We start from the raw sequence: 24,759 nt of genomic DNA on the forward strand, positions 1-24,759 counted from the left end.
TGAATCTTCGACGACGGGCGCCGAGCGTTGGAACCTGAGATATCCGGGGCCCGCCGTGTCGCCGTTCGTCATGATGCGATGCGCGGGCAAAACCGGTAGTAAGGCGAGGCACCGTTCGCAAAGATCGAACGGGTTTGCGCCGATCGGGCAGAACAGAAAAATGTAGTGCGAGTGAGACCAACTTAATTATTTAGGAATACCGAGCCTCTGTCATAAAAGTGACCTCAAATGCGGGTAAGGAGCGGGGGCCGGGCCGGGATCACAACGCTGAAAAATTTTAGGCAATCAAGGGGTGGCGCATGACGCCGGTAGTAGACGGGGAATCGGGTAACCGGATTGGGCAGTGCCTTGCAGGTGCATTGCTGGCAGGCGGCTTGACGCTTGCGCTGGGCGCGCGCGCCGAAGGCCAGGTCGCCGCACAGACGGCTGCGAGCGCGGCGCCGGCCGCTGCGCCTGCGGCAGCCTCGATGCCGGCGAAGTTCGATGTCAACGAATTCATCGTGCGCGGCAATACCACGCTGCCGGGCATCGAGATCGAAAAAGCGGTGTATCCGTTCGAAGGACCGGGCCGCACGCTGGACGATGTGAATGCGGCGCGCGATGCGTTGCAGAAGGTGTATCAGGACAAAGGCTATCAATCGGTCGTCGTCGAATTGCCTGCGCAGCAGGTGAAGGGCGGCGTGATTCTGTTGCAGGTGGTCGAGGCCAAAGTGGGACGCGTACACGTCGACGGTGCGAAGTACAACTCGCCGCTGGTGATCCGCGATTCGGTGCCGGCGCTTGCCGAAGGCACCGTGCCCGATTTCACCGCCGCGCAGGCGCAGTTGACCGATCTGAACAAATCGCAAGACCGCCAGGTGATTCCGGTGCTCAAGCCGGGCGCGTTGCCGCAGACCGTCGACGTCGATCTGAAGGTGGACGATCACAGCCCGCTGCACGGCAGCATCGAACTGAACAACGAGCGCAGCCCCGATACCGCGCTGCTGCGCACGGTCGTGTCGCTCAGCTACTCGAACCTGTGGCAGCTCGGGCATGTGATCTCGGGCAGCTACCTGGTCGCGCCGCAGCACCCGCAGGATGCGGAAGTCTATTCGTTCTCGTATCTCGCCCCGCTGCCGGATTCGAACTGGAGCCTGATCGCGAGTGCCTATCACTCGAACAGCAACGTCGCGACGGTGGGCGGTACCAACGTGCTCGGCAAGGGGACGTCGTTCGGCGTGACCGCGCTGTACACGCTGCCTTCGACGGACACCTACGCGCAATCGGCCAGCGTCGAAATCGACCACAAGCATTTCGACGAAAACGACATCCTGGCGGGTACTTCGTCCGCGGTGCCGGTCACGTACCTGCCGGTCACCTTCGCCTACAACGGCCAGCTCAATCGCAAGAACTCGCAGACGGCGTTCACCGTGTCGGTGACCACCAATATCCGCGGCGCGAGCAGCAGTGCAGACGACTTCGACAACAAGCGCTTCGACGCCACCGCCGACTTCGTGTACGGCAAGTTCGACGTCAATCACACGCAGCACTTCGACCACGACGTCCAGTTGAACGGCCACGTGAGCGGCCAGATCTCGAACTCGCCGCTGGTGTCGAGCGAACAGTTCGCGGCAGGCGGCATCAACTCGGTGCGCGGCTATCTGTCCGCGGAAGACACCGCGGACAGCGGCGTGATTGGCTCGGTCGAATTGCGCAGCCCGTCGGTCGCATCGTACTTCGGCACGTCGCTCGTCAACGAATGGCGCTTCCACGTGTTCGTCGATGCAGCGCATTTGTGGCTGCTCAGCCCGCTGCCGGAACAGGAGTCGAGCTTCAACCTGGTATCGGTCGGTGTCGGCTCGCGCATCCAGTTGCTGAAGTACGCGAGCGCCGATATCGAAATGGGGATTCCGCTCAGAGCCGGAGTCAATACGAAAGCCTATAGCCCGCGCTTCGATTTTTATGTGCGCGCGAGCTTCTGACCAGTTTCTTTAAATGATTTGCGCCGGTCGCGTGATCGGCCGGTTTTTCGGGGGATTTGACGTGGATCGAACTGTAAAGCGAGCGTGGTTGGGTTTAGTGATGGCGACCTGCATGGCGCTGCCTGGCGTGGCGAATGCCTGGTGGCAGAACGACTGGTCGTTCCGCAAGTCGATCACGGTCGACACCACACCGAAGGGCGGCAACGTCGCCGAATCGGCGGGCCGTGTGCCGCTGTTGATCCGTCTGCACTCGGGCAACTTCCAGTTCGACGGGTTGCAGGATAACGGCACGGATATCCGCTTCGTGGCGGCCGACGACAAGACGCCGCTGAACTATCAGATCGAGCAGTACGACGCGGTGCTGGGCGTCGCACTGGTGTGGGTCGACGTGCCGCAGTTTCCGGCTGGCGCCGCGCAGAACATCTGGATGTACTACGGCAACAAGAAAGCACCGGACGGCGCGAAGCCCGCTGAAACGTTCGATGCCGACTACACGCTGGTCTATCACTTCGACGGTGCGTCGGGCACGCCGCCCAAGGACGTGACTGCGTACGGCAACAACGCGCAGAGCGCGCCGGCGCGCATCGCCGAAGACGGCATCGTCGGCAAGGCCGCGCAGTTCGACGGCAAGACGCCGGTCAACCTCGCGGCCAGCCCGTCGCTTGCCATGGCCGCTGGCGGCAAGTTCACCTTCAGTGCATGGGTGAAGCCGGCCGCGCTCGCGCCGCAAACGCTGCTGTATGCGCGCCGCGATGGCGCGAACGCATTGCTGGTCGGCATCGACAACGGCGTGCCGTTCGCCGAGGTGGACGGCGGCGCCGCGCCGGTGCGCGCGACGGCCACCGCGCCGATCGCGGCTGCGCAGTGGTCGCATATCGCGTTCACGGCCGACGGCACCAATCTGACGCTGTACGTCGGCGGCCATCAGGTGGCACAGGCGGCGGGCACGCTGCCCGCGTTGAATTCGGCTGCCGCTATCGGCGGCGACGTTGCCGGCGGAAACGGTGCGGCCTATACGGGTGAAATCGACGAACTGCGCCTGTCGAAGGTCGCGCGTTCGCCCACGCTGATCGGTCTCGACGCGATGAGCCAGGGCGCCGAATCGAAGCTGGTCGCCTACGGCGCCGACGAAAAGCAGTCGGGTTTCGGCTTCGGCTACTTCGGCGTGATCGTGAAGTCGGTGACGGTCGACGCGTGGGTGGTGATCTCGATCCTGCTGGCGATGGCGCTCGTGTCGTGGGTTGTGATGTACAACAAGGCGCGCTATGTCGGCGCGGTCGACAAGGCCAACGCGTATTTCGTGCGCCGCTTTCGCGAAGTGGCGGGCCGTCATCTGGTCGGCCTCGCGCATGCCGACGAACGCTCCGAAGACGGCCGCCGGCTGCGTCAGTCGTCGCTGTTCCGCCTCTATAAGGCAGGCGTGTCGGAAATTCACAGCCGGGTCGACGAGAACGGCCGCACCGTCATCACCAGCGAATCGATCGAAGCGATCCGCGCGACGATGGACGCCACGCTGGTGCGCGAAAACCAGCGTCTGTCGAAGTCGATGGTGCTGCTGACCATCGCGATTTCCGGCGGCCCGTTCCTCGGTCTGCTCGGCACGGTGGTCGGCGTGATGATCACGTTTGCCGCGATTGCCGCAGCGGGCGACGTCAACGTGAACGCGATCGCACCGGGTATCGCCGCGGCGCTGCTCGCCACCGTGACCGGCCTGTTCGTCGCGATTCCCGCGCTGTTTGGCTACAACTACCTGCTGATCCGCAACAAGAACGTGACCGCGAACATGCAGGTGTTCGTCGACGAATTCGTCACGCGGCTGGCCGAAGTGCATCGCAACAGCCCCGACCACGCTGTGCTTGCCGACTGATGCAACGGCACGCGACACGCGCACAGCAATTACGGAGGGCGTAACGCCATGCAAGTTCAAGACGACGACAAGCCATACGACGACATCAACATCACGCCGATGCTCGACCTCGCGTACGTGCTGCTGATCATCTTCATCATCATGACGACCGCTTCGGTGCAGGGCATCAAGGTCGATCTGCCGAAGGCGAGTTCGTCGGCGAGTCTGGCCAAGCCGCAGACCAAGGCGATCACGGTGTCCGATTCGGGGCAGATCTTTCTCGACGCCTATCCGGTGACGATGGACGAGCTCGAGAACCGGCTGCGCACCATCAAGGCCACCACGCCGGATGCGCCGATCGTGCTGAAGGGCGACTCGGCGGTGGCGTACCAGAAGGTGATGGACGTGCTCGATCTGCTGCGCCGGCTCGATCTGACCCAGGTGGGTCTCGTCACAGGCAAGCAGAAATCATGACACGCGTGTCAAGTAACCACGGCTGGAGGTCGCGCTGATGGAAATGACTTACGACGGCGGCGGCAGCGGCGATCCGGACGACGAGCGCAAGGGTGTGCGGCGCTTCGTCAAACCCGTTGTCGGCGTGCTGGTGCTGCTCGGCCTTGCGGCTGCGATCTGGCATTTCGCCAACGATACGGCGGGCATCAAGCGCGCGGAAGCGCCGCGCGTGACCACGGTGATTCCGGTGCCACCGCCGCCTCCACCGCCGCCGCCGAAGATAAAGCCGCCGCCCGAGAAACAGCAGGAAGTGCAGACGCCGGTGCCGAAACCTACGGCCGCGCCGAAGCCGACCGAAGCGCCGAAGCCGATGGACAACGCGCCGAAGCAGATGTCGATGAACGCCCCGGCGCAGGCCGGCGCCGACAACTTCGGGATCGCGGCCGGCGACGGCTCGGGGATGGCCGGCAACGGTACCGGCAGTGGCGGCTTCGGTAACGCGAGCTACCAGCAATACCTCGTGTACCAGTTGCAGCAGGTGGTCGAGCGCGACAAGCAGGTGCAGGACTCGGGGCAGGGCGCGCGCTTCCGGGTCAGCGTGAACCTGTGGATCGCACCGTCGGGCCACCTCGACAAGGTGACGATCGGGCAGTCCACCGGTGACGAGAAGCTCGATGAGGCCATCGTCAGCTCGCTGCAGACGCTCGGCAAGCTCGACGAACCGCCGCCACCGTCGTGGACCTATCCGGTGCGGCTCAATTTGCAGGGGCGTCAGCCGGGCTGATGCGAATCGAACCACATGAGCGGGCCAAGCGGGGGCCGGCAGAAAAAACAGCAGTCAAGCGGAGAATCAGAATGATTCAAAAGATGGTGATACGGGGTGAGCAGCGCGCGGGGAGAAGCTTGCGCCGCTCGCGAATCAGTTGTGCAGCGCTGGCGGCATTGGGGATCGCGCTGGCATCGCAGGCGCAGGCGCAGTCGCTCGAAACACAGGCTGCGCAGGGTACCGCGGCGCCGACCGAGAGCGTGGTGGTCAACCTGATCAACCTGCTGGTCAAACGCGGCGTGCTGACGCAGGCGAACGCACAAGACCTGATCACGCAGGCGCAGACCGAAGCCGTACAGGCAAAGAAGGCCGCGGGGGCGCGGCCGCCGGTGCCGGTGGTGGCGAACGCGCCGACCCAGCCGGGCGACGTCGCGGTGCCGTACGTGCCGCAGATGGTGCGCGACCAGATTCGCGACCAGGTGAAGCAGGAAGTGATCGCGCAAGCGAAGAGCGAAAACTGGGCCCAGCCGAATACATTCCCGGACTGGGTGTCGCGTATCACGATCAACGGCGATATGCGTGTGCGTGACGAGTTCCATTTCTTCTCGCCGCGCAACGCGCCGGGTGTGACCGATTTCGCGGCGATCAACCGCAATGGTCCGTTCGATTTCAACCCGAACACCAACAGTACGTTCCCGCCGACGCTTAACACCACGCAAGACCGCTCGAACCTGTTCAGCATCCGCGCGCGTCTGGGCGTGACCGCGCAGGTGTCCGACCAGCTGAGCGCGGGCGTGCAGCTCGCCACCGGCAACGACGACAGCCCGGTGTCCACCACCGGCCTGCTCGGCGGCGGACTCGCGAAGAAAAGCATCTGGCTGAACCAGGGCTATATCCGCTACACGCCGACGTCGTGGGTCAACATCACGGCAGGCCGCTTCGACAATCCGTTCTTCTCGTCGGACCTGCTATACGACCCGGACCTCGAATTCGACGGTATCGCGGCGAACTTTCGCAAGGCGCTGCCGGCGGCGCCGGATATCACGCTGTTCGGCACGCTGGGTGCGTTCCCCGTGCAGTACAGCAACGACGAGTTCCCGTCGGACAACCCGCAGAAATCGGGCAGCGATACGAAGTGGATGTTCGGCGGCCAGTTCGGCGCGGAGTGGAAGATCAACGAGCAGAACCGCCTGAAGGGCGCGATTGCGTACTACGACTTCCAGAATTCGCGCGGCGAGCAGTCGGCACCGTGCGCGCTGTTCCTTGGCTCCACCAGCTGCAGCACCGACAACGACGCGCCCGCTTTCATGCAGAAGGGCAATACGTTGATCGCGCTGCGCAACATCGTGCAGGATCCGTCGCAGCCGCCGGGCTTCACGCCTGATCCGCAACTGTTCGGTCTGGCCTACAACTACCGTATCTTCGACGCGAAGCTGCAGTGGGACACGAAGATTGCCGACACCTTCAAGCTGCGCCTCGACGGTGAATTCGTACGTAACCTCGCGTACGACGAGAACAAGGCGTTCAATGCACCGGCCACGCCGGTCAACAACTTCAACAATGCGAACCCGTCCGCCACGACCGTCACGCAGGCCGACTATCGCAGCGGCGGCAATGGCTTCCTGTTCAAGGCAACGCTTGGCGAGCCGCAAACGCATGAGAAAGGCCAGTGGAATTTCTCGGTCGCGTACAAGTATCTGCAGCCGGATGCGGTGCTCGATGCGTTCACCGATTCCGACTTCCACCTCGGCGGCACCAATGCGAAGGGCTACGTGATCGCCGCGGAATATGCGGTGGCACGCGACGCGTGGGTGTCGGCGCGTTATCTGAGCGCGCGTGAGGTGTACGGGCCGCCGCAGTCGATCGATGTGCTGCAGCTCGAGCTGAACGCACGATTCTGAGGCTGATCATGCAAAAACGATTTTTGAGCGTCGCCAGAATCGCCAGCGGTTGTGCTGCGGCCGTGATGCTGTGCGCATCGCTGCCGGCGGCCGCGCAAAGCGGCAGTCTCGAAGACCGGTTGCGCACGCAACTGCGCTCGACGGTCGAACAGCTGCGGCAACTGCAAGACACCCAGGCGCAACTGCAATCCGACAAGGCGGCCGCCGAGCAGGCGCGCGACAAGGCGCAGGCCGACCTGAAGCAGGCGCAAGCGGATCTGGCCGCGGCGAAAGGCAATACCGGCGCGCAGGTCGAAGCCGAGCATGCGCTGGCAGCAGAGCGCTCGAAGCATGCTCAGGATTCACAGCAGCTTGCCAAATACAAGTCGTCGTATGAGGATTTGCTCGCGGTGTCGCGTTCGCAGGACGCGCAACGCAAACAGACGCAAGTCGATCTGAAGGCGCGCGATACGCAGCTGCAGATGTGCGAGGCGAAAAACGCACAGCTGTACAAGGTCGGCCACGACATTCTGGATGCATACGAGCACATCGGTCTCGGCACGGTTTTCAAAACGCGCGAGCCCTTTGCGCAAAGTGCGCGTGTAAAGTACGACGAGATCGCGCAGCACTATGGCGACGATCTGTACGCGGGCAAATACGATCCGAATGCAAGGCCCGCCCCCGTCGCTGCCGCATCGGCGCCGGCAGCGGATGCGAAATAAGGCAGTCATGAACGCGTCGCACCATACGCCGTCGTTCACGGCAATCGAAAACTCAGGGAACACTATGACGACTGCAGCAAAAGCAGGAACCCGAAAGCAGGCCGACGAATTGTTGATCGATGCCGTGGGCGTCGATCAGCTGGCCGATGTGTTCAAGACCGCAGGTTATCGCGTGACGCCGGCCGAGCAGAACGGCATGGTGCAGCTGATGAGCGCGAGCCAGGGTGTCGGCTTTGCGGTGCGTTTCGGCAATTCGGGCGGCGAGGCGGGCACGTTCATCGATTTCACGTTGAGCTGCGCGCTGCAGGTGCAGGGCGAGCTGCCGGCGGAGCTCGTCGCGAGCTGGAACCGTACCAAGCGCTTTGCGCGTCTGTGGGAGCAAGAGGCGTTTCTGGTGCTCGAAATGGACGTGGTGGTGGCGGGCGGCGTCAGCGAGCGCAACCTGCGTTCGCTGATCGAGCTGTGGGACCGGCTGATTCGCGAATTCCTGCTGCATCTGCGCAACCGTCCGGCGATGGCGGCAGCGCAGGCAGGCGGTAGCGCAACGCCGGATGCCTCGCTCGAATCAGGCGCGATCGTGCCGCAAGCGTCCACGCCGCAAACCGCCGAGCCATGAACCCGCGCGGCAAGCCCGGCGCGGCGGGTCGACGCGGTGCGCTGGGCGCCGCGCTGCTGGCCTTCACGCATGGCGTGTGGGCCGGCACGGGGGCGCAGCCGGTGAGCGCCGATCAGGCGCCGCAAGCGTGGCTGGTTTATGCGCAGCGGGTGTCGCAAACGCTGCAGACCGCGCTGGCCGGCGATAGCGATACGGCGCGCCGCTTCAACGCGTATTTCGGCTACTGGGTCAATACGGATCGCGGCGCGCTGCCTGTCGTGCAGGCCGACGGTACGCCGCTGCCGTTCGAGCCGCCGACGCTGAAGGTGCGCGTGTGGGTCGAGCGTAGCGGGCAGGTCGAGCGCGTCGAGTTCGAACCGGTTGGCGATGAGGTTGCCGATGCGGATCTGCGCTCGCTGCTGCTCGCGCAATCGGCGGGGGCTGCGCCGCCGCGCCGGATGAAACAGCCGATGGTCGTGCGGCTGACGCTCGGCGCCGAGTTTTGAAGGCCGCGGCAAGGTAGGCAAACAGGAATCGATGCCGTGTGTGCGCCCGTGCGTGATATTCGTGACGGGCGGCCGGCGAACTTTTTCAGCAGTGGGAGCAGGACGGTGAAGAAATTTGCATGGGTGGCAAGCAGTGCGGTGTTGATGCTTTCATGCGCGGCGCATGCTGCGGATAGCGACGTGATCGCACGTGCAGGCAAAGCGTCGGTGACGCAGGCCGATATGACGAGTTTGCTCGGTTCGCTGACGCCGGATGTGCGGGCGCGGCTCGCCGCTGATCCGACGCGGCTCGATCAGCTGGTGCGCGCGAAACTCGCGGCTTCGGCCGTGCTCGCTGAAGCGCACGACAAGGGTTGGGACAAGCAGCCGCAAGTGGTCGCGCTGATCGACGAGGCAAAGCGCGACGTGGTGGTGCGCAGCTATCTCGCTTCGGTGTCGACGCCGCCCGCCGACTATCCGTCCGATGCGGACATTCAGGCGGCATACGACCAGAATCAGCAGGTGTTCATGCAGCCGCATGCGATGCGCATTGCGCAGATTTTTGTCGCGACGCCCGCGGGTGCCGATGCGGCAACGCTCGACAAGGCGCGCAAGCACGCGGCCGATCTGGCACGCCAGGCGCGTGCGTCCGGTGCCGATTTCGCGGCGCTCGCCAAGGCCAATTCCGACGAGAAGCAAAGCGCAGCCAATGGCGGCGATATGGGTTTCCTGCCGGACGGCATGCTGATGCCCGAGATTCGCAAAGCAACTGACGGTATGAAAACCGGCGACGTGGCCGGCCCGATTCAGACCACGGCGGGCTTCCATGTGATCAAGCTGACCGACACGCGCGCGCAAAGCGTGCGGCCGCTGTCGACGGTGAAAGAGCAGATCCGCGCGCAGCTGCGCCAGCAACGCGAGCAGCAGAACGCGTCGGCTTATATGGCGAAGCTCGCAAGCCCGTCCGAATCGCCGATCGACGAGGACGCGCTGAAGAAAGCGCTGGCCGCGGTGCATTGAGCGCGGTTCGCTGTCCAGCGCATCACGGCATAACCGCATAACCGCATAACCGCATCACGACACGCCAGAAGGGGCGACGACGTGGACGACAGCTTCGCGCAACGTGCGCATGCATTCGACGACGGCAGCATCGGTGCCGACGGTTTTGTCGTCGTCGGCGCGCGGTACGGGTTGGGTCCCGGCGCCGGCCCGCATTGCCCGGTCTGTTTCGGCGAACTGACGCCGGTGGCGGGCAGCGGCGGGCGCTTCCGGCATCGCGATGAGGATGACGAAGCGCGCTGTGCGTTATCGACCCATTCGTATCAGCCGGAGGCGCCGCGCCTTCGCCGGATGCGCGAGCCCGTGCTCGAGCGCGAACAGCGCAGCGTCTTCATCGAAAACTGGCCGCGCCACTTTCAGGCGATGCGCCGCGCCGCGCCGACCATGACGGTGCGGCGCTTCAGCTATCTGGTCGGTTATGCGGACGTGATGAACCTCTGGTCGTATCCGGCGCTCGAACAACATGACCTGCCGTACGTGCTGCTGACGCAGGCGCAATTCATGCGCGCCGGTGCGATGGGCGGCAAGCCGGTCTGGGTGCGTTTCTGCTTCGACGCGACGGTGCGCGACGTCGGCGACCTGTGGACGCAACAAGGGTCGCATGCGCGATTCTTCCGGATGATGTACAGCGCACCGCGCGATACGCCGTTTCCGACTTCGAAGGAATTGATCCACTATGAAACGGTGCGTCGCGACACCTCCTTCCTCGAGACTGCTCCGCCGTGGATAAAACGGGCCGATGTGAAGGAGTTCGAGCGCTTCGCGATCGCCGGTGCACTGCCGGCCGATGTGCAGCGCGCCACGGGGACACTCTGAGAGGGCCTTGTGATATGAAACAGCATCGGGAGATTCGTTGGTGGGTTGGCGTGTTGCTGGTGGCGAGCGGCATGCTGTGTGCCGATGCGGTGTCGGCGCAGGACGGGCAGCCGGATGGCACTGCAGCAGCGACGGCAGGCGCGGACGGTGCGGCCCGCGCAGCGGCACCGAAGAGCGGCAAGCGCGTGTGCGTGAATGCGGAGTTGAACGGCGCGCAGGCGCTTTCGTATGATTGCCTGAGCCAGCAACTCGCACCGACACCTACCGCGACCGCCGGCAGTGTGGGCAATCCGGCCGAGGCGCAGGTCAAGGCGCCGTCGAATCAGGTGGGCACCTTCAATTACTCGGCGGAAAGCATCCGCTTCGGCAATCAGTGGGGCAAATCGGTGACGCCGCAACGGCCGGCGCCGACGCCGGTCGTGCCGGTCAAGTAGCGCAACGGTTGGATTTGGCTCACCTCGCGCACATCAGGCCTTTCGTCGCCGCGTAGCCCGCGCGGCCCTATCATTCGACGCATTTATGACAGTTGTGACAAGAAAGAACGGGCGGGGTGACGGACGGGGCAGGCGGTGGTGCAGCGGCGCGCAGGGGGCGGCGCGCCGCGTGTTGCCGTGCGCGACGTTGTGTGTGCTGCTGGCTGCGCTGTGTTGCGCGCCTGCGGCGCGCGCCGCCGCTGCCGATGCCGCCACATCGCAGATGCAGGCCGTCGCCGCAGCGCCGACGATTGCGCTGCCGAACTTCGCGTCGCTCGTCAAACGTTATGGGCCCGCGGTCGTCAATATCAGCGTGACGCGCGAAGTGCAGCAGATGGGTGTGCAATTGCCGCCCGGCGTGTCGCCCGGCAATCCGCTTGCACCGTTTCTCGCACGCCGCGTGCTCGGCAATCGCGAGGAAGTGAGCCTCGGCTCAGGTTTCATCGTCAGCGGCGACGGCTACATTCTGACCAACCGGCATGTGGTCAACGATGCGAGCGTGGTCGACGTGAAGCTCACCGACAAGCGCGAGTTCAAGGGCCGCGTGGTCGGCAGCGATGCGCTTTCGGATGTCGCGCTGGTCAAGATCGAAGCGAGCGATCTGCCGGCGGTGGTCGCGGGCAACCCGGACCGGCTCGACGTCGGCGACTGGGTGATGGCGATCGGCTCGCCATACGGCTTCGCGAACACCGTCACGTCGGGCATCGTCAGCGCGAAATCGCGTTCGCTGCCGGGCGAGGCCTACATCCCGTTTATCCAGACCGACGTGCCGATCAATCCCGGCAATTCCGGCGGCCCGCTGTTCGATATGCGCGGCCGCGTGATCGCGATCAATTCGATGATCTATTCGAAGACCGGCGGCTATCAGGGGCTGTCGTTTGCGATTCCGATCGACGTCGCACTCGACGTGAAGGAGCAGTTGCAAAAGAGCGGCCACGTGAGCCGAGGCTGGCTTGGCGTCAACGTGCAGGAGGTGAGCCAGGCGCTGGCGCGCTCGTTCGGTTTGCCGAAGCCCGACGGCGCGCTGATCAGTGCGGTCGACGCGCGCGGTCCGGCGGCGCAGGCCGGCTTGCAGGCGGGCGATGTGGTGCTCGCGGTCGATGGCCACGAACTCGACGTGGCGGCCGATCTGTTGACTACCGTCGCGAAGCTCAAGCCGGGGCAGCACACCGATCTGCTGGTGTGGCGGGCGGGGCAGCCGCAGCATCTGAATGCCGCGGTCGGCGAGCTCGACAGCAATGGAGGCGCGCCGGCCAGCACGGCCACGGCGGCGCCGGCGCGGCTCGGCATCGTGGTGCGGCCGCTGTCGACGGTCGAGCAGCAGCGGGTCGGGGTGGATCATGGTCTGCTGGTCGAGCAGGTGACGGGGCGCGCGTCGCGTATCGGTCTGAAGCCGGGAGATATTGTGCTGTCGGTCAACGAGACGGCGGTCGCGACGCTCGACCAGCTTGCCGACCAGTTGCGTGAGATGCATGGCAACGCGGCACTGCTGGTGCAGCGGGGCACGACACGTCTTTATCTGCCGGTCGATCCGGCCTGATGCGAACGCGCGCGGCGGGTGCGCCGCGGCGCGTGCTTCGATTCGAATATGAGCGGGCCGCTGGCCTCGGGGGAATTGAAATGGAAAACGGAAAGCGCAGGGTGTTGGCTCGGCTCAGGGTTGTGCTTGGCTTTGCTATGGGGGTGGTCGGCGCGGGCATGCTCGTTTCGAGCGCAGGCGCATTCGCGCAATCGGCGCCGGTGCCGGCCGCATGGATCAGCTATGCGCAGCTGGTCGGCGAACAGTTCCAGAGCTCACTCGAAACCCAGGGCGCGGCTGCCGACCAGCTGCACACGTACCTCGAGCAGCGCATCGTGCATCCGCCTGGCGATGCGCCGCCGGCCGCGATCGTGGTTCGTGCGTGGCTCGGCGCGGATGGCGCGGTCACGCGTCTCGCGTTCGATTCGCTCGGCGATGCGCAGGCCGACGCGAATCTGCGCGCGCTGCTGAGCGCGCATCCGATTACAGCGCCGCCGCCGGCCGATATGCGCCAGCCGCTGCGTGTGCGCTTGCGGCTCGAGGAAAATCCCGAGGCAGCGCCGCAACAGGGGGCCGGTGCGGCTTCGTGACGGCAGTGGGGTGATGAGCGCCCGCGTTTCCGTAGTGTTTCTGCCGGCTTCGTCGATGTCAGGGTCGAATCGGCGCGCCATGTCGTCCATAATAGCGGCGCTCAGCCCGGAGAGCCGGGAACACTATGGAACAGAAGATGGCAGATCCCGCAGCACCCAAAGCTTCCCGCCCTTCCCGTGCCGCTTCACAGAAGCCGCGCGACACCGCAGTATCGACCGAAACCGAAAACAAGCTGGCCCGCGCTGCGCGTTCCGCGCAACGCCTGGCCGAACTGAGCGACGTGCCGCGCGACGACAGCACGCTCGACCTGTTCCCGGACGAAGCCGCACAGGCCACGCTGCAGGCGTTGAGCATCGACGTGCGGCAAAGGACGCTGAAGGGCTTCGAGTTGCCGGATGAAGTGATGGCTGTGGTCGAGGCGGTGGCCGGCAATGGGGGGGCGGGGGCGTTGGGTGTCCAGGCGGGCGCGGGTGCACGGAGCGCGCGCCGGGCTACGCGCGATGCGAAAACCGATCAGGCCGTGAGCGCTGCGGAAGATGCGCTGCCGGGAGCGGGCGTGGCGGACGGGCAGGTTGTTCTGGAGGTGGCGCATGAGCCGGTAGTGGCGGCGCTATCGCCAGTGGCGCAAGAGGGTGCGGCGGGTGTTGCGCAGGGCAGGCAGCAACATGATGGCGATGCGCCGCATTCTGTGGCCAGTGGCACGGCGGATGCCGAAGGCGCGGCGGCCGCCGGCAATGCGGCAGGCACCGCTAGTGTCCCGACTGCCGCGGCTTCAGGGAGTTCTGGAAACCTCGACATCGCCGACGATACCGGCGATGCGAAGACCGTCGACCCGTCGATCGCGCCGGCGATTGCGGCTGCATCCGTGATGCGCAGCGTCGCGGCGCTACGGCAGTCGGCCAGCGATACGGACGCCGGCGGCGCCGCAGCGGCCAAACCGGGCGTGTCGCCGCCGCGCTTCTCGTCGACGCTCGAAAGGCGCGCTACGGTATCGCGCGATACCGGCAAGGTTGGGCCCGTAGTGGAAGAGGTATTGAGTGCCACTGGAGCTAACGACGTCGCGTCGGCGGCGTTGGCTGCGTCTACTGCGGCGCCGGTGTCAGCCGTTGTGCCGGGCTCAACGGTGTCAGGCAGGTCAGCCGATGCAGCGGGCTCAACGGCATCAGGCAGCCCGGCGATATCAACTGCGTCGACAGACACGGCGGCTTCAGCCACGTCGACGGTTTCTTCAGCGTCGCCGTCTTCTGCTGCCCGCCACAGCGCAACCGCATCGGCGCCCCCGTATTTTCCGCCGTCGTCGGCCGCGCGCGCGTCATCCCATGGTGCCGCGCAAGCGACATCGCGCACGACGCCGGAGCTCGAGCATGCACGCGCCGCCGCGTTCGCCGATACGGTCGATGCGTTGTACGGCGTGATTGCCGATCAGCGACGGGCCGCCGTCGATCATTCGCGGCGGATGAAATGGATGCTGTCGATCGTCGTTTGCGCATTGCTGATGACGGTAGCGATCGGCGTGGCGCAAACGCTGCTGCTGCTGCGTTTGACGCGCAACACGCTGTTCCAGCAACAACGTGTCGAGCAGATGCTGCTGGGCCAGCAGGCGACGCTGGCTACGTTGATGCAAACCCGCGAGTCCGCTGCCGAGCCGGCGGTGATTGGCGTGCCGGCTGCCCCGGCGGCTCCCGCGCCTGCTACTGCGGCGCCGGCCGCACCGCGGCAGTCCGCGGATCAGCATGCCGTCGCGAAAACCACCCACGCGCACAAGCACAAGCCCGCCGTCCGCCCACATTGATCGACGCTGGTAGCAACCGGCGCGGCAGTGCTGCCGCCGCCGGCTTGTCCACCGCCCAGCGTGGTCCGGCGCCCGTAGCGCCCCTATAACAACGAAAAACCGTCAGAGCCCACCCAACATGCCATGTTGCATTGATGCAACGCACCAACGCATGAAAACCTTGGCGTCTCAACGAGTTACAAAAAAATTGTGCAGCGCACTAGACGCGCTATAGGGAAAACCCTATACTCGCTTCTTAAGGGAAAACCCTAGCCAACCACACACCGGGAGTCGCCATGAACTTTCTTTTCGCCCTGTTCCAAAAGGTCAGCGATCTCTTCGCGTCGCCGCATCTGCCGCTCGATTCGGATTATTCGTTCGAAGCGCGCCAACGCGAAGCTGAGCGCCTGCGCCGCTCGCAAGCCACGCTGTTCGGCGTTCGCCTGACGGACTGATCTTGGGGCCGTCCCGCCGCGCGGCACACGCGCCAAGGCCGTCCAGATGTAGTTCAAGTGCCCGGTAACCCCGGGCACTTTGCTTTTCCAGCGATGAAAACTCGAAAAGCGGCGAAAAGCCCGAACGGACCGCGCCGCTAACCGGCGTTGCGCTCCGCCGTGCCGTCCCGGTGCAGTCCTGTCAGGACCGCCCGCCGTGGCCCTTATTCAGCATGCGTTCAGCTTTCGTCTGCTTTCTTGTCCGAAAGGAATGTAACCGCCGCTGACAGCATTGAAATCATTCTCAGAGCGCCTGCTCCGCGCTTTTATCTTGAAAAACGGGCTGTTGCGCTTAATAGGGCTGCATGGCGCCTACCAAATCTGAAATGCGCGCTTACAAGTCCTCACGTTTGTATATCGGCCGCGTCGCTACAGTTGTTCTCAAGCGCAGGGGCAACGGGCTCGAGCCCAACGGACAACCCGCCCTGCGCCAGCAACATTCCTCTACGGGAGCACAATCATGAAAGCACTTAGCAAAGCATCGCGTACCCTGATGGCCACCTTGATCGCCGGTGGCGCACTGCTCGCAGCAGGTAGCGCCTCCGCGCAAAGCTACTACAGCGAGCCGCAAATGATTCCGGTCGGCGTGAGCATCTCGCTCGGCTGGCACGGCGACCGCTACTGGGACGGCCACCGCTACTACGCGCATGACGAGTGGATGCGCCGTCACCCGCACGATTTCGACCCGCATCACCACAACGACCACGATCACGACCACGACGACCATCGTCGCTAATGGTCCGCGGCGCATCACTGCCGCGCACGACGTCTCAGGATGGCCGGCCGCTCACCAGCGGCCGGCCATTTTTGCATGCGAGTCACAAAACGCGCGCTGCGCTATGCTGGGCACCTTCGTCAGACCGACCACCCCCAGCCCGCAGGAACCCGCATGAACGACGACGTCCACTTCTACGATCCAATGAACGGCCACGGCCTGCCGCACGATCCGTTCAAAGCCATCGTCGCGCCACGCGTGATCGGCTGGATTTCGACGCGCGCCGCGAACGGCCAGGTGAATCTCGCGCCCTACAGTTTCTTCGGCGCGTTCGCGACGTTTCCGCCGATCATCGGCTTTTGCAGCGAGCCGTATAAGGACAGCATCCGCAATATCGAGGAAACCGGCGAATTCGTCTGGAACCTCACGTCGAAGACGCTTGCCGAGCGCATGAACCGGACTTCGGCGCCGGTGCCGCCGGAGGTCGACGAGTTCGAGCTGGCCGGCTTGACGCCGGTTGCCGGGCACAACGTGGCGGTGCCGCATGTCGGCGAATCGCCCGCCGCGCTCGAGTGCAAGCTGCTGCAGGTGGTACGCCTGCATTCGCTCGACGGCAAGCCGATGAATAACTGGCTGGCGCTCGGCCAGGTGGTCGGCGTGCACATCCAGAAGGCTTATCTGACGGACGATGGCCACTTCGATACGCTTGCCGCGCAGCCGGTGATGCGCGCGGGATACCGCGGCGACTACGCGGAGATCGGCGAGATGTTCGAGATGTTGCGGCCGAGGGTGTAGACGGAGCGTCGCAAGCGGCGCGTGACAGAGAGGGATCACGCGCCGCGCGCGTCGCGCTCCACGCTGCGGAAAAAATCTCTACGCGATTTGCGCCGCGCACGCAGCGCCTCAATCTGCGAGCGAGTGTGCGCGCATCAGCCCAGTACGCATCAGCCCCGCGCACATCAGCTCCGCGCGCGTCACCTCAACCCTCGCGCTACGCCTGCAGCTTGAACACACTGACCGCATCGCTAAGCCGGTCCGCCTGCTCACGCAACTCGGCGGCCGCATGTTCGGCCTCGACCACCAGCGCGGCATTCTGCTGCGTCGCCTCGCCGATCTGCGTGACGGCGAGATTCACCTGCTCGATGCCGCCCGACTGTTCGCGCGAAGCGACGCTGATCTCGCCGATGATCGTCTGCACCTGGCCCACCCGCTCGACGATGCCGCGCATCGTCACGCTGGCTTCCTCGGCGATCCGATAGCCGCTTTCGACCTGCGCGCTCGAGGCTGCGATCAGCCCGTCGATTTCCTTTGCCGCCGCGGCGCTGCGCTGCGCGAGCGCGCGCACTTCCGAGGCGACGACCGCGAAACCCCTGCCGTGCTCGCCGGCGCGCGCCGCTTCGACGGCAGCGTTCAGCGCGAGGATATTGGTCTGAAACGCGATGCCTTCGATCACCGACGTGATGTCGGCGATCTTCTTCGACGACTGGCTGATCTCGCCCATCGTCGACACCACGCGTTCCACCGCGCGCCCGCCGTCCACCGCAGCGGCCGACGCGTTGCTGACCAGCGTATTGGCCTGCGCCGCGTGCCCGGCGTTCTGCTGCACCGTAGACGTCAACTCCTCCATGCTCGCGGCCGTCTCTTCGAGGCTGCTTGCCTGGGTCGCGACCCGCGCGGCGATATCGCCGCTGCCACTCGCGATCTGCGCGGTGCCGTGCGTCATGTCGGCCGCCGCGCTGCGCACCTGCGTGACGATCCGCGCGAGGCCTTCGCCGATACCGTCGATCGACTGCATCAGGCGGCCGATTTCGTCGCTGCGGCCGCGTCCATCGGCGACGCGCACGCTCAGATCGCCGGCCGCGAAGCGCTCGGATGCCATCGCGGCCTGCTCCAGCGGCCGGCTCACGAGGCGCCTCACCGCCAGCAGAAACAGCACCGCGAACAGCGCAACCAGCGCAAAGCCGATCAGCAGAAAGCGGGTACGGGTGGCGTTCACTTCGGCGAGCACTTCGTCGCGTTTCGCGACGCCGCCGAGCAGCCATTGCCACTGCGGCACGGTGACGAACGACACGATCTTGTCGCTCGTGCCAGTTTCGCCGAGCGTCGCGTCGGTCGACGTGTAGGCGAGGCTGCCTTCCTTCGCATCGAGCATCTGCCGGTAGGGCGCGTTGCTGTCATCGGCGCTTTGGCCCGCCGCGGCGGGATGCACGATGAACTTGCCGCGCTCCGCGCCGTTCGACGCATTCAGCACGAAGTAGTAGCCGGTGTCGCCGATCTTCAACTGGCGGATACCGTCTTCGACTGAGCGGATCTGTTCGTCGACATCGACGCCGACGAACAGCGCGCCGATCACGCGGCCGCTCGCGTCGACGATCGGCTTGTATTGCGTGATATAGCGCTTGCCGAACAGCGGCGCGAGGCCGGTGAAGGTGCGGCCCGCCAGCACCGGCGCATAGGCCGGGCCTTTGCGGTCGAGCAGCGTGCCGATCGCGCGCGTGCCGTCCTGCTTCTTCAGCGAGGTCGTGACGCGCACGAAATCGTCGCCGCTGCGTGCGAACACGGTCGCGATCGCGCCGCTTTGCGCGAGAAACTGGTCGGGGATCGAGAAATCGAGGTTCAGTGCCTTGTCGCCGGCTTTGAAGGTCGGCGTCGCGACACCGGCGATGTCGATTTTCTGGGCCTCGTCGAGTGTGAAGTTTTTCGGCAGAAAGCTCTCGAACAAGGTCATCGAGCGGCCGACTTCGGCGGACAGCGCCTTGTCGAATAGCGCGATGGTATCGGCGATCGAGCGGTCTTTGTCGGCGATGCGCGTGAGCACTTGCTGGTTGATCTGCGCGCCGGCCGAACGCGTGACGGCCCAAGTAAAGACCGCGAAGATCGATGCCACCAGTGCACACGACAGCATGGCAAGCCTGGCGCCGACGCTTAGCCGACGCAGAGTGGGGAATTCCATGGCTGTTGCTGGCGTAACGGGGACGGGGCTGGGGTGAGCCCCGTGTCGCGAGAGTTTGCCCACGGTATAGGATCTCGCGACCTGACAACTGTTAACGGCAGCGGGTGGGGGATTCTTTAGTGAATTGAAAGCGGGGTGTAATGGATGAGGGCGCTCGGGCGGTCGACTGTTCGGCACACGCCGCATGACTTCGGATGCGCGCTCAAAAAGCTGGGTGCGGCACCCGCGCTCAAGAACCAGCGATGTCCGCCGCGTCGCGTGCCGCATGTGCCGCACGTGCCCGCACGTGGCACGCGTTCGCAAGCGCCGTCATCAACGCCGCTCGCGCCACAACCTCAGCAACAGCGCGTTGCTCACCACGCTGACGCTCGAGAACGCCATCGCCGCGCCGGCCAGCATCGGATTCAACAAGCCAAGTGCCGCCAGCGGGATGCCGATCAGGTTGTACACGAAGGCCCAGAACAGGTTCTGCCGGATCTTGTTCCACGTGCGCCGCGAGATGTCGATCGCGTCGGCAACCAGCGCCGGGTCGCCGCGCATCAGCGTGATGCCGGCCGCGTGCATCGCGACGTCGGTGCCGGTCGCCATCGCGATGCCGATGTCGGCGGCGGCGAGCGCGGGCGCGTCGTTGATGCCGTCGCCGGCCATCGCGACCACGCCGCCGCTGGCGATCTTCAGGTCGCGGATCACGCGGGCCTTGTCTTCGGGCAGCACTTGCGCGTGGAATTCGTCGATGCCGAGCGCGGCCGCGACGCTTGCCGCGCTACCGTGGTTGTCGCCCGTTACCAGCACGCTCCTGATGCCCATCTGCTTGAGGCGCGCGACGGCGGCGCGCGCGGTCGGCTTGAGGGTGTCGCCGAACGCGATCAGTGCGAGCGCGGCGGGCGGCGCGCCGGTTTCGTTGTGCGACATCAGCCACGACACGGTGTTGCCCGCGGATTCGAGCTGCCGCGCGCGTTCGACGAGCGGCGCGGGCACCTCGATGCCGAGCTCCGCGAGCCAGCGGCCGCTGCCGATCGCCAGCGTGCGGCCGCCGATGTCGGCTTCGACGCCGCGACCGGGTACGGCGCGGGCGGCGCTGGCTTCGAGCAGAACGAGCGAGGCGGCGGACGCTACTGCATTCGGGGCGGCCGAAGCCGCTGCGCTGATGGTCGTGGTCGCGTTGCTGATATCCGTAAGGGCGCCGGTGGTTGTGTCCGCGGCTACCGCCGCTGCATGATCTCCTGCTACGTCGGCAGCCACCGCGGTCCGGGCCGTTGCTGCGCGATCCGTATCGCCAGGCGTTGCGTTCGCGCGTTCCACGCCGCGTTCCACGCTACGCGCGTCGAACGCCTTCACCACCGCGCGCGCCAGCGGATGATCGCTATGCCGCTGCACGGCCGCCGCAAGCGCCAGCGCCTGATCCCGATCGACGCCCGCCACCGGCTCGAATGCCGTCACCGCAGGCTGGCCGAGCGTCAGCGTGCCGGTCTTGTCGAATGCGACCACGTCGATCCGATGCGCGATTTCCAGCGCCTGCGCGTCCTTGATCAGCACGCCGTGACGCGCCGCGACGCCGGTGCCCGCCATGATCGCGGCAGGTGTCGCGAGGCCGAGCGCGCACGGGCAGGCGATCACCAGCACCGCGACCGCATTCAGAATGGCCGTTTCCGCACTGGCACCGGCAAGCAGCCAGCCCGCCAGCGTCAGCACCGCGATGACGAGGATCGCCGGCACGAACAGTTCGCTCACGCGGTCGACCAGGCGCTGGATCGGGGCCTTTTCGGCCTGCGCCGTTTCGACGAGGCGGATGATGCGCGCGAGCGTCGTCTCCTTGCCGATCGCGGTGGTCGTAATCGTGATCGCGCCTTCACCGTTGATCGAACCGGCGGTGACCGGATCGTCGGGCTGCTTGGCCACCGGCATGCTTTCGCCAGTGATCAGCGCTTCGTCGATATGCGTGCGGCCCTCCCGCACCTTGCCGTCGACCGGAATCCGCTCGCCCGGCCGCACCGCGACGATCATGCCGACCCGCAACTGGCCGAGCGGCACCTCGTACTGCGCGTCGCCGACCACGATGCGTGCGCGGTCCGGCCGCAATGCGTTCAACGCACGGATCGCGTCGGTGGTCTGGCGCTTGGCGCGCGCTTCGAGCCATTTGCCGAAGCGCACCAGCGTGATCACCACAGCGGACGCCTCGAAATACAGATGCATCGCGCCGCCGCTCTGGGTCGCGAGCTGATACACGCTGATGCCGTACGCGGCCGACGTGCCGAGCGCGACCAGCAGATCCATGTTGCCCGCGCCGGCGCGCACCGCGCGCCACGCAGCGCGATAGAAGCGCGCGCCGAAGCCGAATTGCACCAGCGTCGCCAGCGCGAGCTGCAGCCAGCCGGGCAGGAATTCGTGCACGCCGAACGGCTCGGCGATCATCGGTGCGACGAGCGGCAGTGTGAGCAGCGCGGCAATCACCACCGCCGCCAGCTCGCGGCGCGCCGGATCGGGCGCAGCGGCGGGAGCGGTGCCGGGCGCGGCGGCTTCGTCCAGCAACGGGGTGGCCTGATAGCCCGCTTTTTTGACCGCTTCGATCAGCCGGTCGATGCCGGGCGTGGTGGCGCCGCTCAGGCGGACGTTTGCTTTTTCTGTAGCGAGATTGACCGATACGGACGCGACGCCGGGCACCTTGGCGAGCGCCTTTTCGACGCGCATCGCACAGGCCGCGCAGGTCATGCCGCCGATCGCCAGTTCGGCGACTTCGGCCGTGCCGCCGGCCGCGCCGCCGGCAGCAGATTCAGCGGCACTTGGGATCGCGTCGTAGCCGGCTTTGCGTACTGCGGCGAGCAGGCTGTCGAGCGCGACGGACGGCTCGGCCTGCACGGTGGCGCGTTCAGTCGCGAGATTGACGCTGGCGCGCCCGACGCCCGGCACTTTGGCGAGCGCTTTCTCGACACGCAGCGCGCATGCCGCGCAGGTCATCCCCTGGATGTCGAGTTCGGCGTTCGAGGTGGGGTTCGACGTGGTGTTGGCGTCGGTAGCTGCGGCAAGATCGTTCATGGTGTCTGGGCTCCTGCTGCGGTTCGGGTACCGCGGTATCAACCCAGTATCGACATTCCCATGATGGGAAGGTCAAGGGAAAAACGGAGCCCGGCGTGCGTCCGTGCAAAAAAAGCAGGCAAATGTTGGTTGCGCCCAAGCCACTCACGCGACTCAGGCCACTCAGGCCACTCAGGCTTGCCGCGGCAAACCCTCCGCCATCGCCGCCGCCACCGCCTGCTGCGCGTCGCCATCACGCTCGCCAAGTGTCCCGGCTGCGCCGCGCCGGTCTGCTTCGGCCTTGTTCTGCCCCAACTTCCACTTGCCGGTGAGCCGCGTCACCTCGATCTCGATCCCGACGATCGCCGCCAGCATCTGCGCAATATAGTCAGCCGGCGCGTCGCCCATTTTCCACGGCGCCGGTTCGCCGGCTTCCATCTTGCGCGTGAGCCGCGCGACCAGCCCGCGCACGAACGCTTCGTCGTCGCGCACCGCGATCCGGCCGTGCGCGTGCACCACCATATAGTTGTACGTCGGCACCTGCCGATGCGCTTCGTGCTTGCTGGGATACCAGTTCGGCGAGATATACGCGGCCGGCCCATGAAAGATCACCAGCGCATCCGGCTGTTGCGCGACTTCCTGCCAGACCGGATTGGCGCGCGCCACATGCGCGCGCAAGGTGCCGTGCGGGCCCTGCGTCGCGTCGTATTCGAACGGTACGTGGTTCGCATCGAGCCCGTTCGGGCCGATCGTCACCAGTGAGCCGAGCGGATAGTCGGCGATCAGCCGATGCAGCACGTCGGCGCGTTGCTCTTCGAAATGCGCGGGAAGATACATGGATTCGCTCCGGGAAGAAATACGCGGCCAGGTTGTTGCGAAACTCGCAACGGTAGCGCAAAAACACGGGCTGCGCCTCGACTTATCGCGGATATGCTTGCTTGCGTGTCACGGATACGATACAACGCGTGTGCATAATCCAACCAATCAGGGGACGCGTCAGTAACACGGCGGCCAGCATAGTCTGGTGCCACGGCTGGCGAAGTTTCCTAACGGACCGCCTGTTTCTCGAATGATAAAAAATCGCCGCGATCTTATTTCGCTTCAACTGGCTTGCACGTCACTGGCGGCCTTTGCATTTCTTGCCGGTTGCAGTTCCACTCCCACCGCGCAGCCCAAACAGACCGGATGGATCCAGGATGAGGTAGCCGACTCTTACGTGTTCGGCTATCCGCTCGTGCTGATGGGTGTGGCCCGCGACGCCGCGGTCGGCAGCGCTCCGGGGCAGGCGCCGGTCAATGCGCTGCGCCATGCGCAGGCGCTGCCGCCCGCCGGCGCGGTGAACCGCCCGACCCCGGGCGTCGATACGCTCAACTCGACCGCGTGGCTCGACCTCGCGAGCCAGCCGGTGATCCTGTCGCTGCCCGATTCGCGCAACCGTTATATCGATGCGCGCGCGCTCGACATGTGGGGCAACGTCGTCTGGTCGAGCGCCGATACGCAGACCGGCGCGCGCGTGACCGGCCTCAAGGCGCAGACGGTGGCATTCGCGCAGGCGGGCTGGCAGGGCGATTTGCCGAAGAACGCGAAGCGCATCGACGTGCCGACCCGTTATGTATGGCTCGACGTGCGCGTGCAGAGCAACGGCCCGCGCGATCTCGCCGCGGTGCGCAAGCTGCAGAAGGCGATGCGGCTCGCGCCGCTGGACATCTACAACGGCGACGCGGATCCCACCGAGACGGCCGCGCGCAGCTACGGCGCGAGCGATCAGGTCGCGGCGGGCACGCCGGTGTCGCAGGTCGCGGCGCTCGACGCGAAGGGCTTTTTCGAGCGCCTCGCGAAGCTGTTGCCGGACAATCCGCCGGCGCCGGCCGATCCGCATGCGCTGAGCATCCTTGCCGACCTCGGCGTGAAGCCGGACCAGCCGGTGGCGCTGCCGTCCGGTGCCAGCGACGCGCTGGTAGCGGGCGTCGCGGACGGCCGCGCGCGCGTGCAGACGGCGCCGACCAATGTGTTTTCGGCGAACGGCTGGAACTGGTTCGGCGACGGCGTCGGCAGCTATGGCCCGGACTATTCGCTACGTGCGTATGCCGCCTACACGCAACCGGGCATCGGCACCAAGGATGACGAAGTGCGCGCCACCGGCACGCTCGACAGCGACGGGCTTCCGCTGAACGGTGCGAACCGCTACGTGATTCATTTCGCACCGGGCCAACTGCCGCCGGCGCGCGGCTTCTGGTCGATCACCGCGTACACCAACGACGGCAAGCTCGACGAGGACAGCACGCCCGCGCGCGCCGTGGTTAGCGATCGCGCCGGCCTGCGGCGCAATCGCGACGGCTCGGTCGACATCACGCTGTCGGCGACGCGCCGCAAGGCGGCGAACTGGCTGCAGGTGCCGCGCGGCGCATTCGAACTGGTGATGCGCCTGTATGCGCCGAAGCCGGAAGCGGGCGACGGCACGTGGCAGCCGCCGCGCATCGTGCGGCAATAAGCGGATACGCGAACAAGCGGGATGCGGTGCGGCCGGTGGCGCATAAAAAATGCGCCGCCGCGCCGCATGATTCATCCGCGCGATTCAAGCTTGAGGTTCGCTCCGAAGTACAGCCTGCTTGCGAGCCTTCAATTCCATTGCGAACGCCTTCTCCACA

Annotated in this window: 21 protein-coding genes; 18 read left to right on the plus strand and 3 right to left on the minus strand. The window is 65.7% G+C overall.

Translation table 11 applies throughout. From position 1 onward, the window contains the following. The first annotated feature begins 299 nt into the window (after positions 1-299). The 17 genes from ACYVNQ_RS03760 (at position 300) to ACYVNQ_RS03840 (ending at position 16,941) form a co-directional block, all read left to right on the plus strand. Complete coding sequence (locus tag ACYVNQ_RS03760) at positions 300-1,961, plus strand: ShlB/FhaC/HecB family hemolysin secretion/activation protein (protein WP_460900930.1); 1,662 nt, start codon at positions 300-302, stop codon at positions 1,959-1,961. A gap of 112 nt (positions 1,962-2,073) precedes the next feature. Continuing rightward, positions 2,074-3,828 (plus strand): DUF2341 domain-containing protein, encoded by a 1,755-nt coding sequence (locus ACYVNQ_RS03765; RefSeq protein WP_460900931.1) that lies wholly within the window; start codon positions 2,074-2,076, stop codon positions 3,826-3,828. Positions 3,829-3,876: 48 nt separating this feature from the next. Further along, the gene (locus tag ACYVNQ_RS03770; protein WP_175112243.1) at positions 3,877-4,281 is read left to right on the plus strand and encodes an ExbD/TolR family protein; all 405 of its coding nucleotides are present in this window, start codon (positions 3,877-3,879) and stop codon (positions 4,279-4,281) included. A gap of 37 nt (positions 4,282-4,318) precedes the next feature. Next, on the plus strand, positions 4,319-5,044 hold the full coding sequence (locus tag ACYVNQ_RS03775; RefSeq protein ID WP_460900932.1) for a TonB family protein: 726 nt from the start codon (positions 4,319-4,321) through the stop codon (positions 5,042-5,044). A gap of 71 nt (positions 5,045-5,115) precedes the next feature. Then, positions 5,116-6,927, plus strand: coding sequence for a putative porin (locus ACYVNQ_RS03780; RefSeq protein WP_460900933.1), 1,812 nt, complete (start codon positions 5,116-5,118; stop codon positions 6,925-6,927). An 8-nt stretch (positions 6,928-6,935) separates the two neighbouring features. Further along, a complete protein-coding gene (locus ACYVNQ_RS03785; RefSeq protein WP_460900934.1) occupies positions 6,936-7,628 on the plus strand; it encodes a hypothetical protein in 693 nt (230 codons plus the stop codon). 64 nt (positions 7,629-7,692) lie between these two features. Then, on the plus strand, positions 7,693-8,244 hold the full coding sequence (locus ACYVNQ_RS03790; protein ID WP_460900935.1) for a YbjN domain-containing protein: 552 nt from the start codon (positions 7,693-7,695) through the stop codon (positions 8,242-8,244). Then, on the plus strand, positions 8,241-8,729 hold the full coding sequence (locus ACYVNQ_RS03795; RefSeq protein WP_460900936.1) for a hypothetical protein: 489 nt from the start codon (positions 8,241-8,243) through the stop codon (positions 8,727-8,729). The genes ACYVNQ_RS03790 and ACYVNQ_RS03795 overlap by 4 nt, the downstream gene beginning before the upstream one ends. Before the next feature lie 105 nt (positions 8,730-8,834). Next, on the plus strand, positions 8,835-9,728 hold the full coding sequence (locus ACYVNQ_RS03800) for a peptidylprolyl isomerase (RefSeq protein ID WP_460900937.1): 894 nt from the start codon (positions 8,835-8,837) through the stop codon (positions 9,726-9,728). 81 nt (positions 9,729-9,809) lie between these two features. Next, a complete protein-coding gene (locus ACYVNQ_RS03805) occupies positions 9,810-10,583 on the plus strand; it encodes a hypothetical protein (RefSeq protein WP_460900938.1) in 774 nt (257 codons plus the stop codon). Between the two features lie 14 nt (positions 10,584-10,597). Further along, a complete protein-coding gene (locus ACYVNQ_RS03810; protein ID WP_460900939.1) occupies positions 10,598-11,017 on the plus strand; it encodes a hypothetical protein in 420 nt (139 codons plus the stop codon). Positions 11,018-11,102: 85 nt separating this feature from the next. After that, positions 11,103-12,596 (plus strand): Do family serine endopeptidase, encoded by a 1,494-nt coding sequence (locus ACYVNQ_RS03815; protein WP_460900940.1) that lies wholly within the window; start codon positions 11,103-11,105, stop codon positions 12,594-12,596. Between the two features lie 80 nt (positions 12,597-12,676). Beyond that, entirely contained in the window at positions 12,677-13,165 is a 489-nt protein-coding gene (locus tag ACYVNQ_RS03820) for a YbaB/EbfC family DNA-binding protein (RefSeq protein WP_460900941.1), read from the plus strand. A 137-nt stretch (positions 13,166-13,302) separates the two neighbouring features. Further along, positions 13,303-14,958: a hypothetical protein gene (locus tag ACYVNQ_RS03825; RefSeq protein ID WP_460900942.1), complete on the plus strand. Its 1,656-nt coding sequence runs from the start codon at positions 13,303-13,305 to the stop codon at positions 14,956-14,958. 275 nt (positions 14,959-15,233) lie between these two features. Next, the gene (locus ACYVNQ_RS03830; RefSeq protein WP_460900943.1) at positions 15,234-15,392 is read left to right on the plus strand and encodes a hypothetical protein; all 159 of its coding nucleotides are present in this window, start codon (positions 15,234-15,236) and stop codon (positions 15,390-15,392) included. 499 nt (positions 15,393-15,891) lie between these two features. After that, a complete protein-coding gene (locus tag ACYVNQ_RS03835; protein ID WP_460900944.1) occupies positions 15,892-16,167 on the plus strand; it encodes a hypothetical protein in 276 nt (91 codons plus the stop codon). A 153-nt stretch (positions 16,168-16,320) separates the two neighbouring features. Continuing rightward, on the plus strand, positions 16,321-16,941 hold the full coding sequence (locus ACYVNQ_RS03840) for a flavin reductase family protein (RefSeq protein WP_460900945.1): 621 nt from the start codon (positions 16,321-16,323) through the stop codon (positions 16,939-16,941). A 196-nt stretch (positions 16,942-17,137) separates the two neighbouring features. Here the strand turns inward: ACYVNQ_RS03840 and ACYVNQ_RS03845 are convergent, their stop codons facing one another. The 3 genes from ACYVNQ_RS03845 to ACYVNQ_RS03855 all read right to left on the minus strand — a co-directional run bounded on the left by ACYVNQ_RS03845 (position 17,138) and on the right by ACYVNQ_RS03855 (position 22,948). After that, entirely contained in the window at positions 17,138-19,099 is a 1,962-nt protein-coding gene (locus ACYVNQ_RS03845) for a methyl-accepting chemotaxis protein (RefSeq protein WP_460900946.1), read from the minus strand. A gap of 312 nt (positions 19,100-19,411) precedes the next feature. Next, on the minus strand, positions 19,412-22,132 hold the full coding sequence (locus ACYVNQ_RS03850; protein WP_460900947.1) for a heavy metal translocating P-type ATPase: 2,721 nt from the start codon (positions 22,130-22,132) through the stop codon (positions 19,412-19,414). 171 nt (positions 22,133-22,303) lie between these two features. Further along, entirely contained in the window at positions 22,304-22,948 is a 645-nt protein-coding gene (locus ACYVNQ_RS03855; protein WP_460900948.1) for an FMN-binding negative transcriptional regulator, read from the minus strand. Between the two features lie 232 nt (positions 22,949-23,180). Here ACYVNQ_RS03855 and ACYVNQ_RS03860 point away from each other — a divergent pair, with 232 nt between their 5' ends. Next, the gene (locus ACYVNQ_RS03860) at positions 23,181-24,602 is read left to right on the plus strand and encodes a DUF1254 domain-containing protein (protein ID WP_460900949.1); all 1,422 of its coding nucleotides are present in this window, start codon (positions 23,181-23,183) and stop codon (positions 24,600-24,602) included. The last annotated feature ends 157 nt before the right edge of the window (positions 24,603-24,759 follow it).

The sequence above is a fragment of the Paraburkholderia jirisanensis genome (assembly GCF_054782355.1).

What these genes read in the sequence shown, in the direction of transcription:
- ACYVNQ_RS03760 (WP_460900930.1), top strand. Translation starts at nt 300, where the DNA reads ATGACGCCGGTAGTAGACGGGGAATCGGGTAACCGGATTGGGCAGTGC.
- ACYVNQ_RS03765 (WP_460900931.1), top strand. Translation starts at nt 2,074, where the DNA reads ATGGCGCTGCCTGGCGTGGCGAATGCCTGGTGGCAGAACGACTGGTCG.
- ACYVNQ_RS03770 (WP_175112243.1), top strand. Translation starts at nt 3,877, where the DNA reads ATGCAAGTTCAAGACGACGACAAGCCATACGACGACATCAACATCACG.
- ACYVNQ_RS03775 (WP_460900932.1), top strand. Translation starts at nt 4,319, where the DNA reads ATGGAAATGACTTACGACGGCGGCGGCAGCGGCGATCCGGACGACGAG.
- ACYVNQ_RS03780 (WP_460900933.1), top strand. Translation starts at nt 5,116, where the DNA reads ATGATTCAAAAGATGGTGATACGGGGTGAGCAGCGCGCGGGGAGAAGC.
- ACYVNQ_RS03785 (WP_460900934.1), top strand. Translation starts at nt 6,936, where the DNA reads ATGCAAAAACGATTTTTGAGCGTCGCCAGAATCGCCAGCGGTTGTGCT.
- ACYVNQ_RS03790 (WP_460900935.1), top strand. Translation starts at nt 7,693, where the DNA reads ATGACGACTGCAGCAAAAGCAGGAACCCGAAAGCAGGCCGACGAATTG.
- ACYVNQ_RS03795 (WP_460900936.1), top strand. Translation starts at nt 8,241, where the DNA reads ATGAACCCGCGCGGCAAGCCCGGCGCGGCGGGTCGACGCGGTGCGCTG.
- ACYVNQ_RS03810 (WP_460900939.1), top strand. Translation starts at nt 10,598, where the DNA reads ATGAAACAGCATCGGGAGATTCGTTGGTGGGTTGGCGTGTTGCTGGTG.
- ACYVNQ_RS03815 (WP_460900940.1), top strand. Translation starts at nt 11,103, where the DNA reads ATGACAGTTGTGACAAGAAAGAACGGGCGGGGTGACGGACGGGGCAGG.
- ACYVNQ_RS03820 (WP_460900941.1), top strand. Translation starts at nt 12,677, where the DNA reads ATGGAAAACGGAAAGCGCAGGGTGTTGGCTCGGCTCAGGGTTGTGCTT.
- ACYVNQ_RS03825 (WP_460900942.1), top strand. Translation starts at nt 13,303, where the DNA reads ATGGCAGATCCCGCAGCACCCAAAGCTTCCCGCCCTTCCCGTGCCGCT.
- ACYVNQ_RS03830 (WP_460900943.1), top strand. Translation starts at nt 15,234, where the DNA reads ATGAACTTTCTTTTCGCCCTGTTCCAAAAGGTCAGCGATCTCTTCGCG.
- ACYVNQ_RS03835 (WP_460900944.1), top strand. Translation starts at nt 15,892, where the DNA reads ATGAAAGCACTTAGCAAAGCATCGCGTACCCTGATGGCCACCTTGATC.
- ACYVNQ_RS03840 (WP_460900945.1), top strand. Translation starts at nt 16,321, where the DNA reads ATGAACGACGACGTCCACTTCTACGATCCAATGAACGGCCACGGCCTG.
- ACYVNQ_RS03845 (WP_460900946.1), bottom strand. Translation starts at nt 19,099, where the DNA reads ATGGAATTCCCCACTCTGCGTCGGCTAAGCGTCGGCGCCAGGCTTGCC.
- ACYVNQ_RS03850 (WP_460900947.1), bottom strand. Translation starts at nt 22,132, where the DNA reads ATGAACGATCTTGCCGCAGCTACCGACGCCAACACCACGTCGAACCCC.
- ACYVNQ_RS03855 (WP_460900948.1), bottom strand. Translation starts at nt 22,948, where the DNA reads ATGTATCTTCCCGCGCATTTCGAAGAGCAACGCGCCGACGTGCTGCAT.
- ACYVNQ_RS03860 (WP_460900949.1), top strand. Translation starts at nt 23,181, where the DNA reads ATGATAAAAAATCGCCGCGATCTTATTTCGCTTCAACTGGCTTGCACG.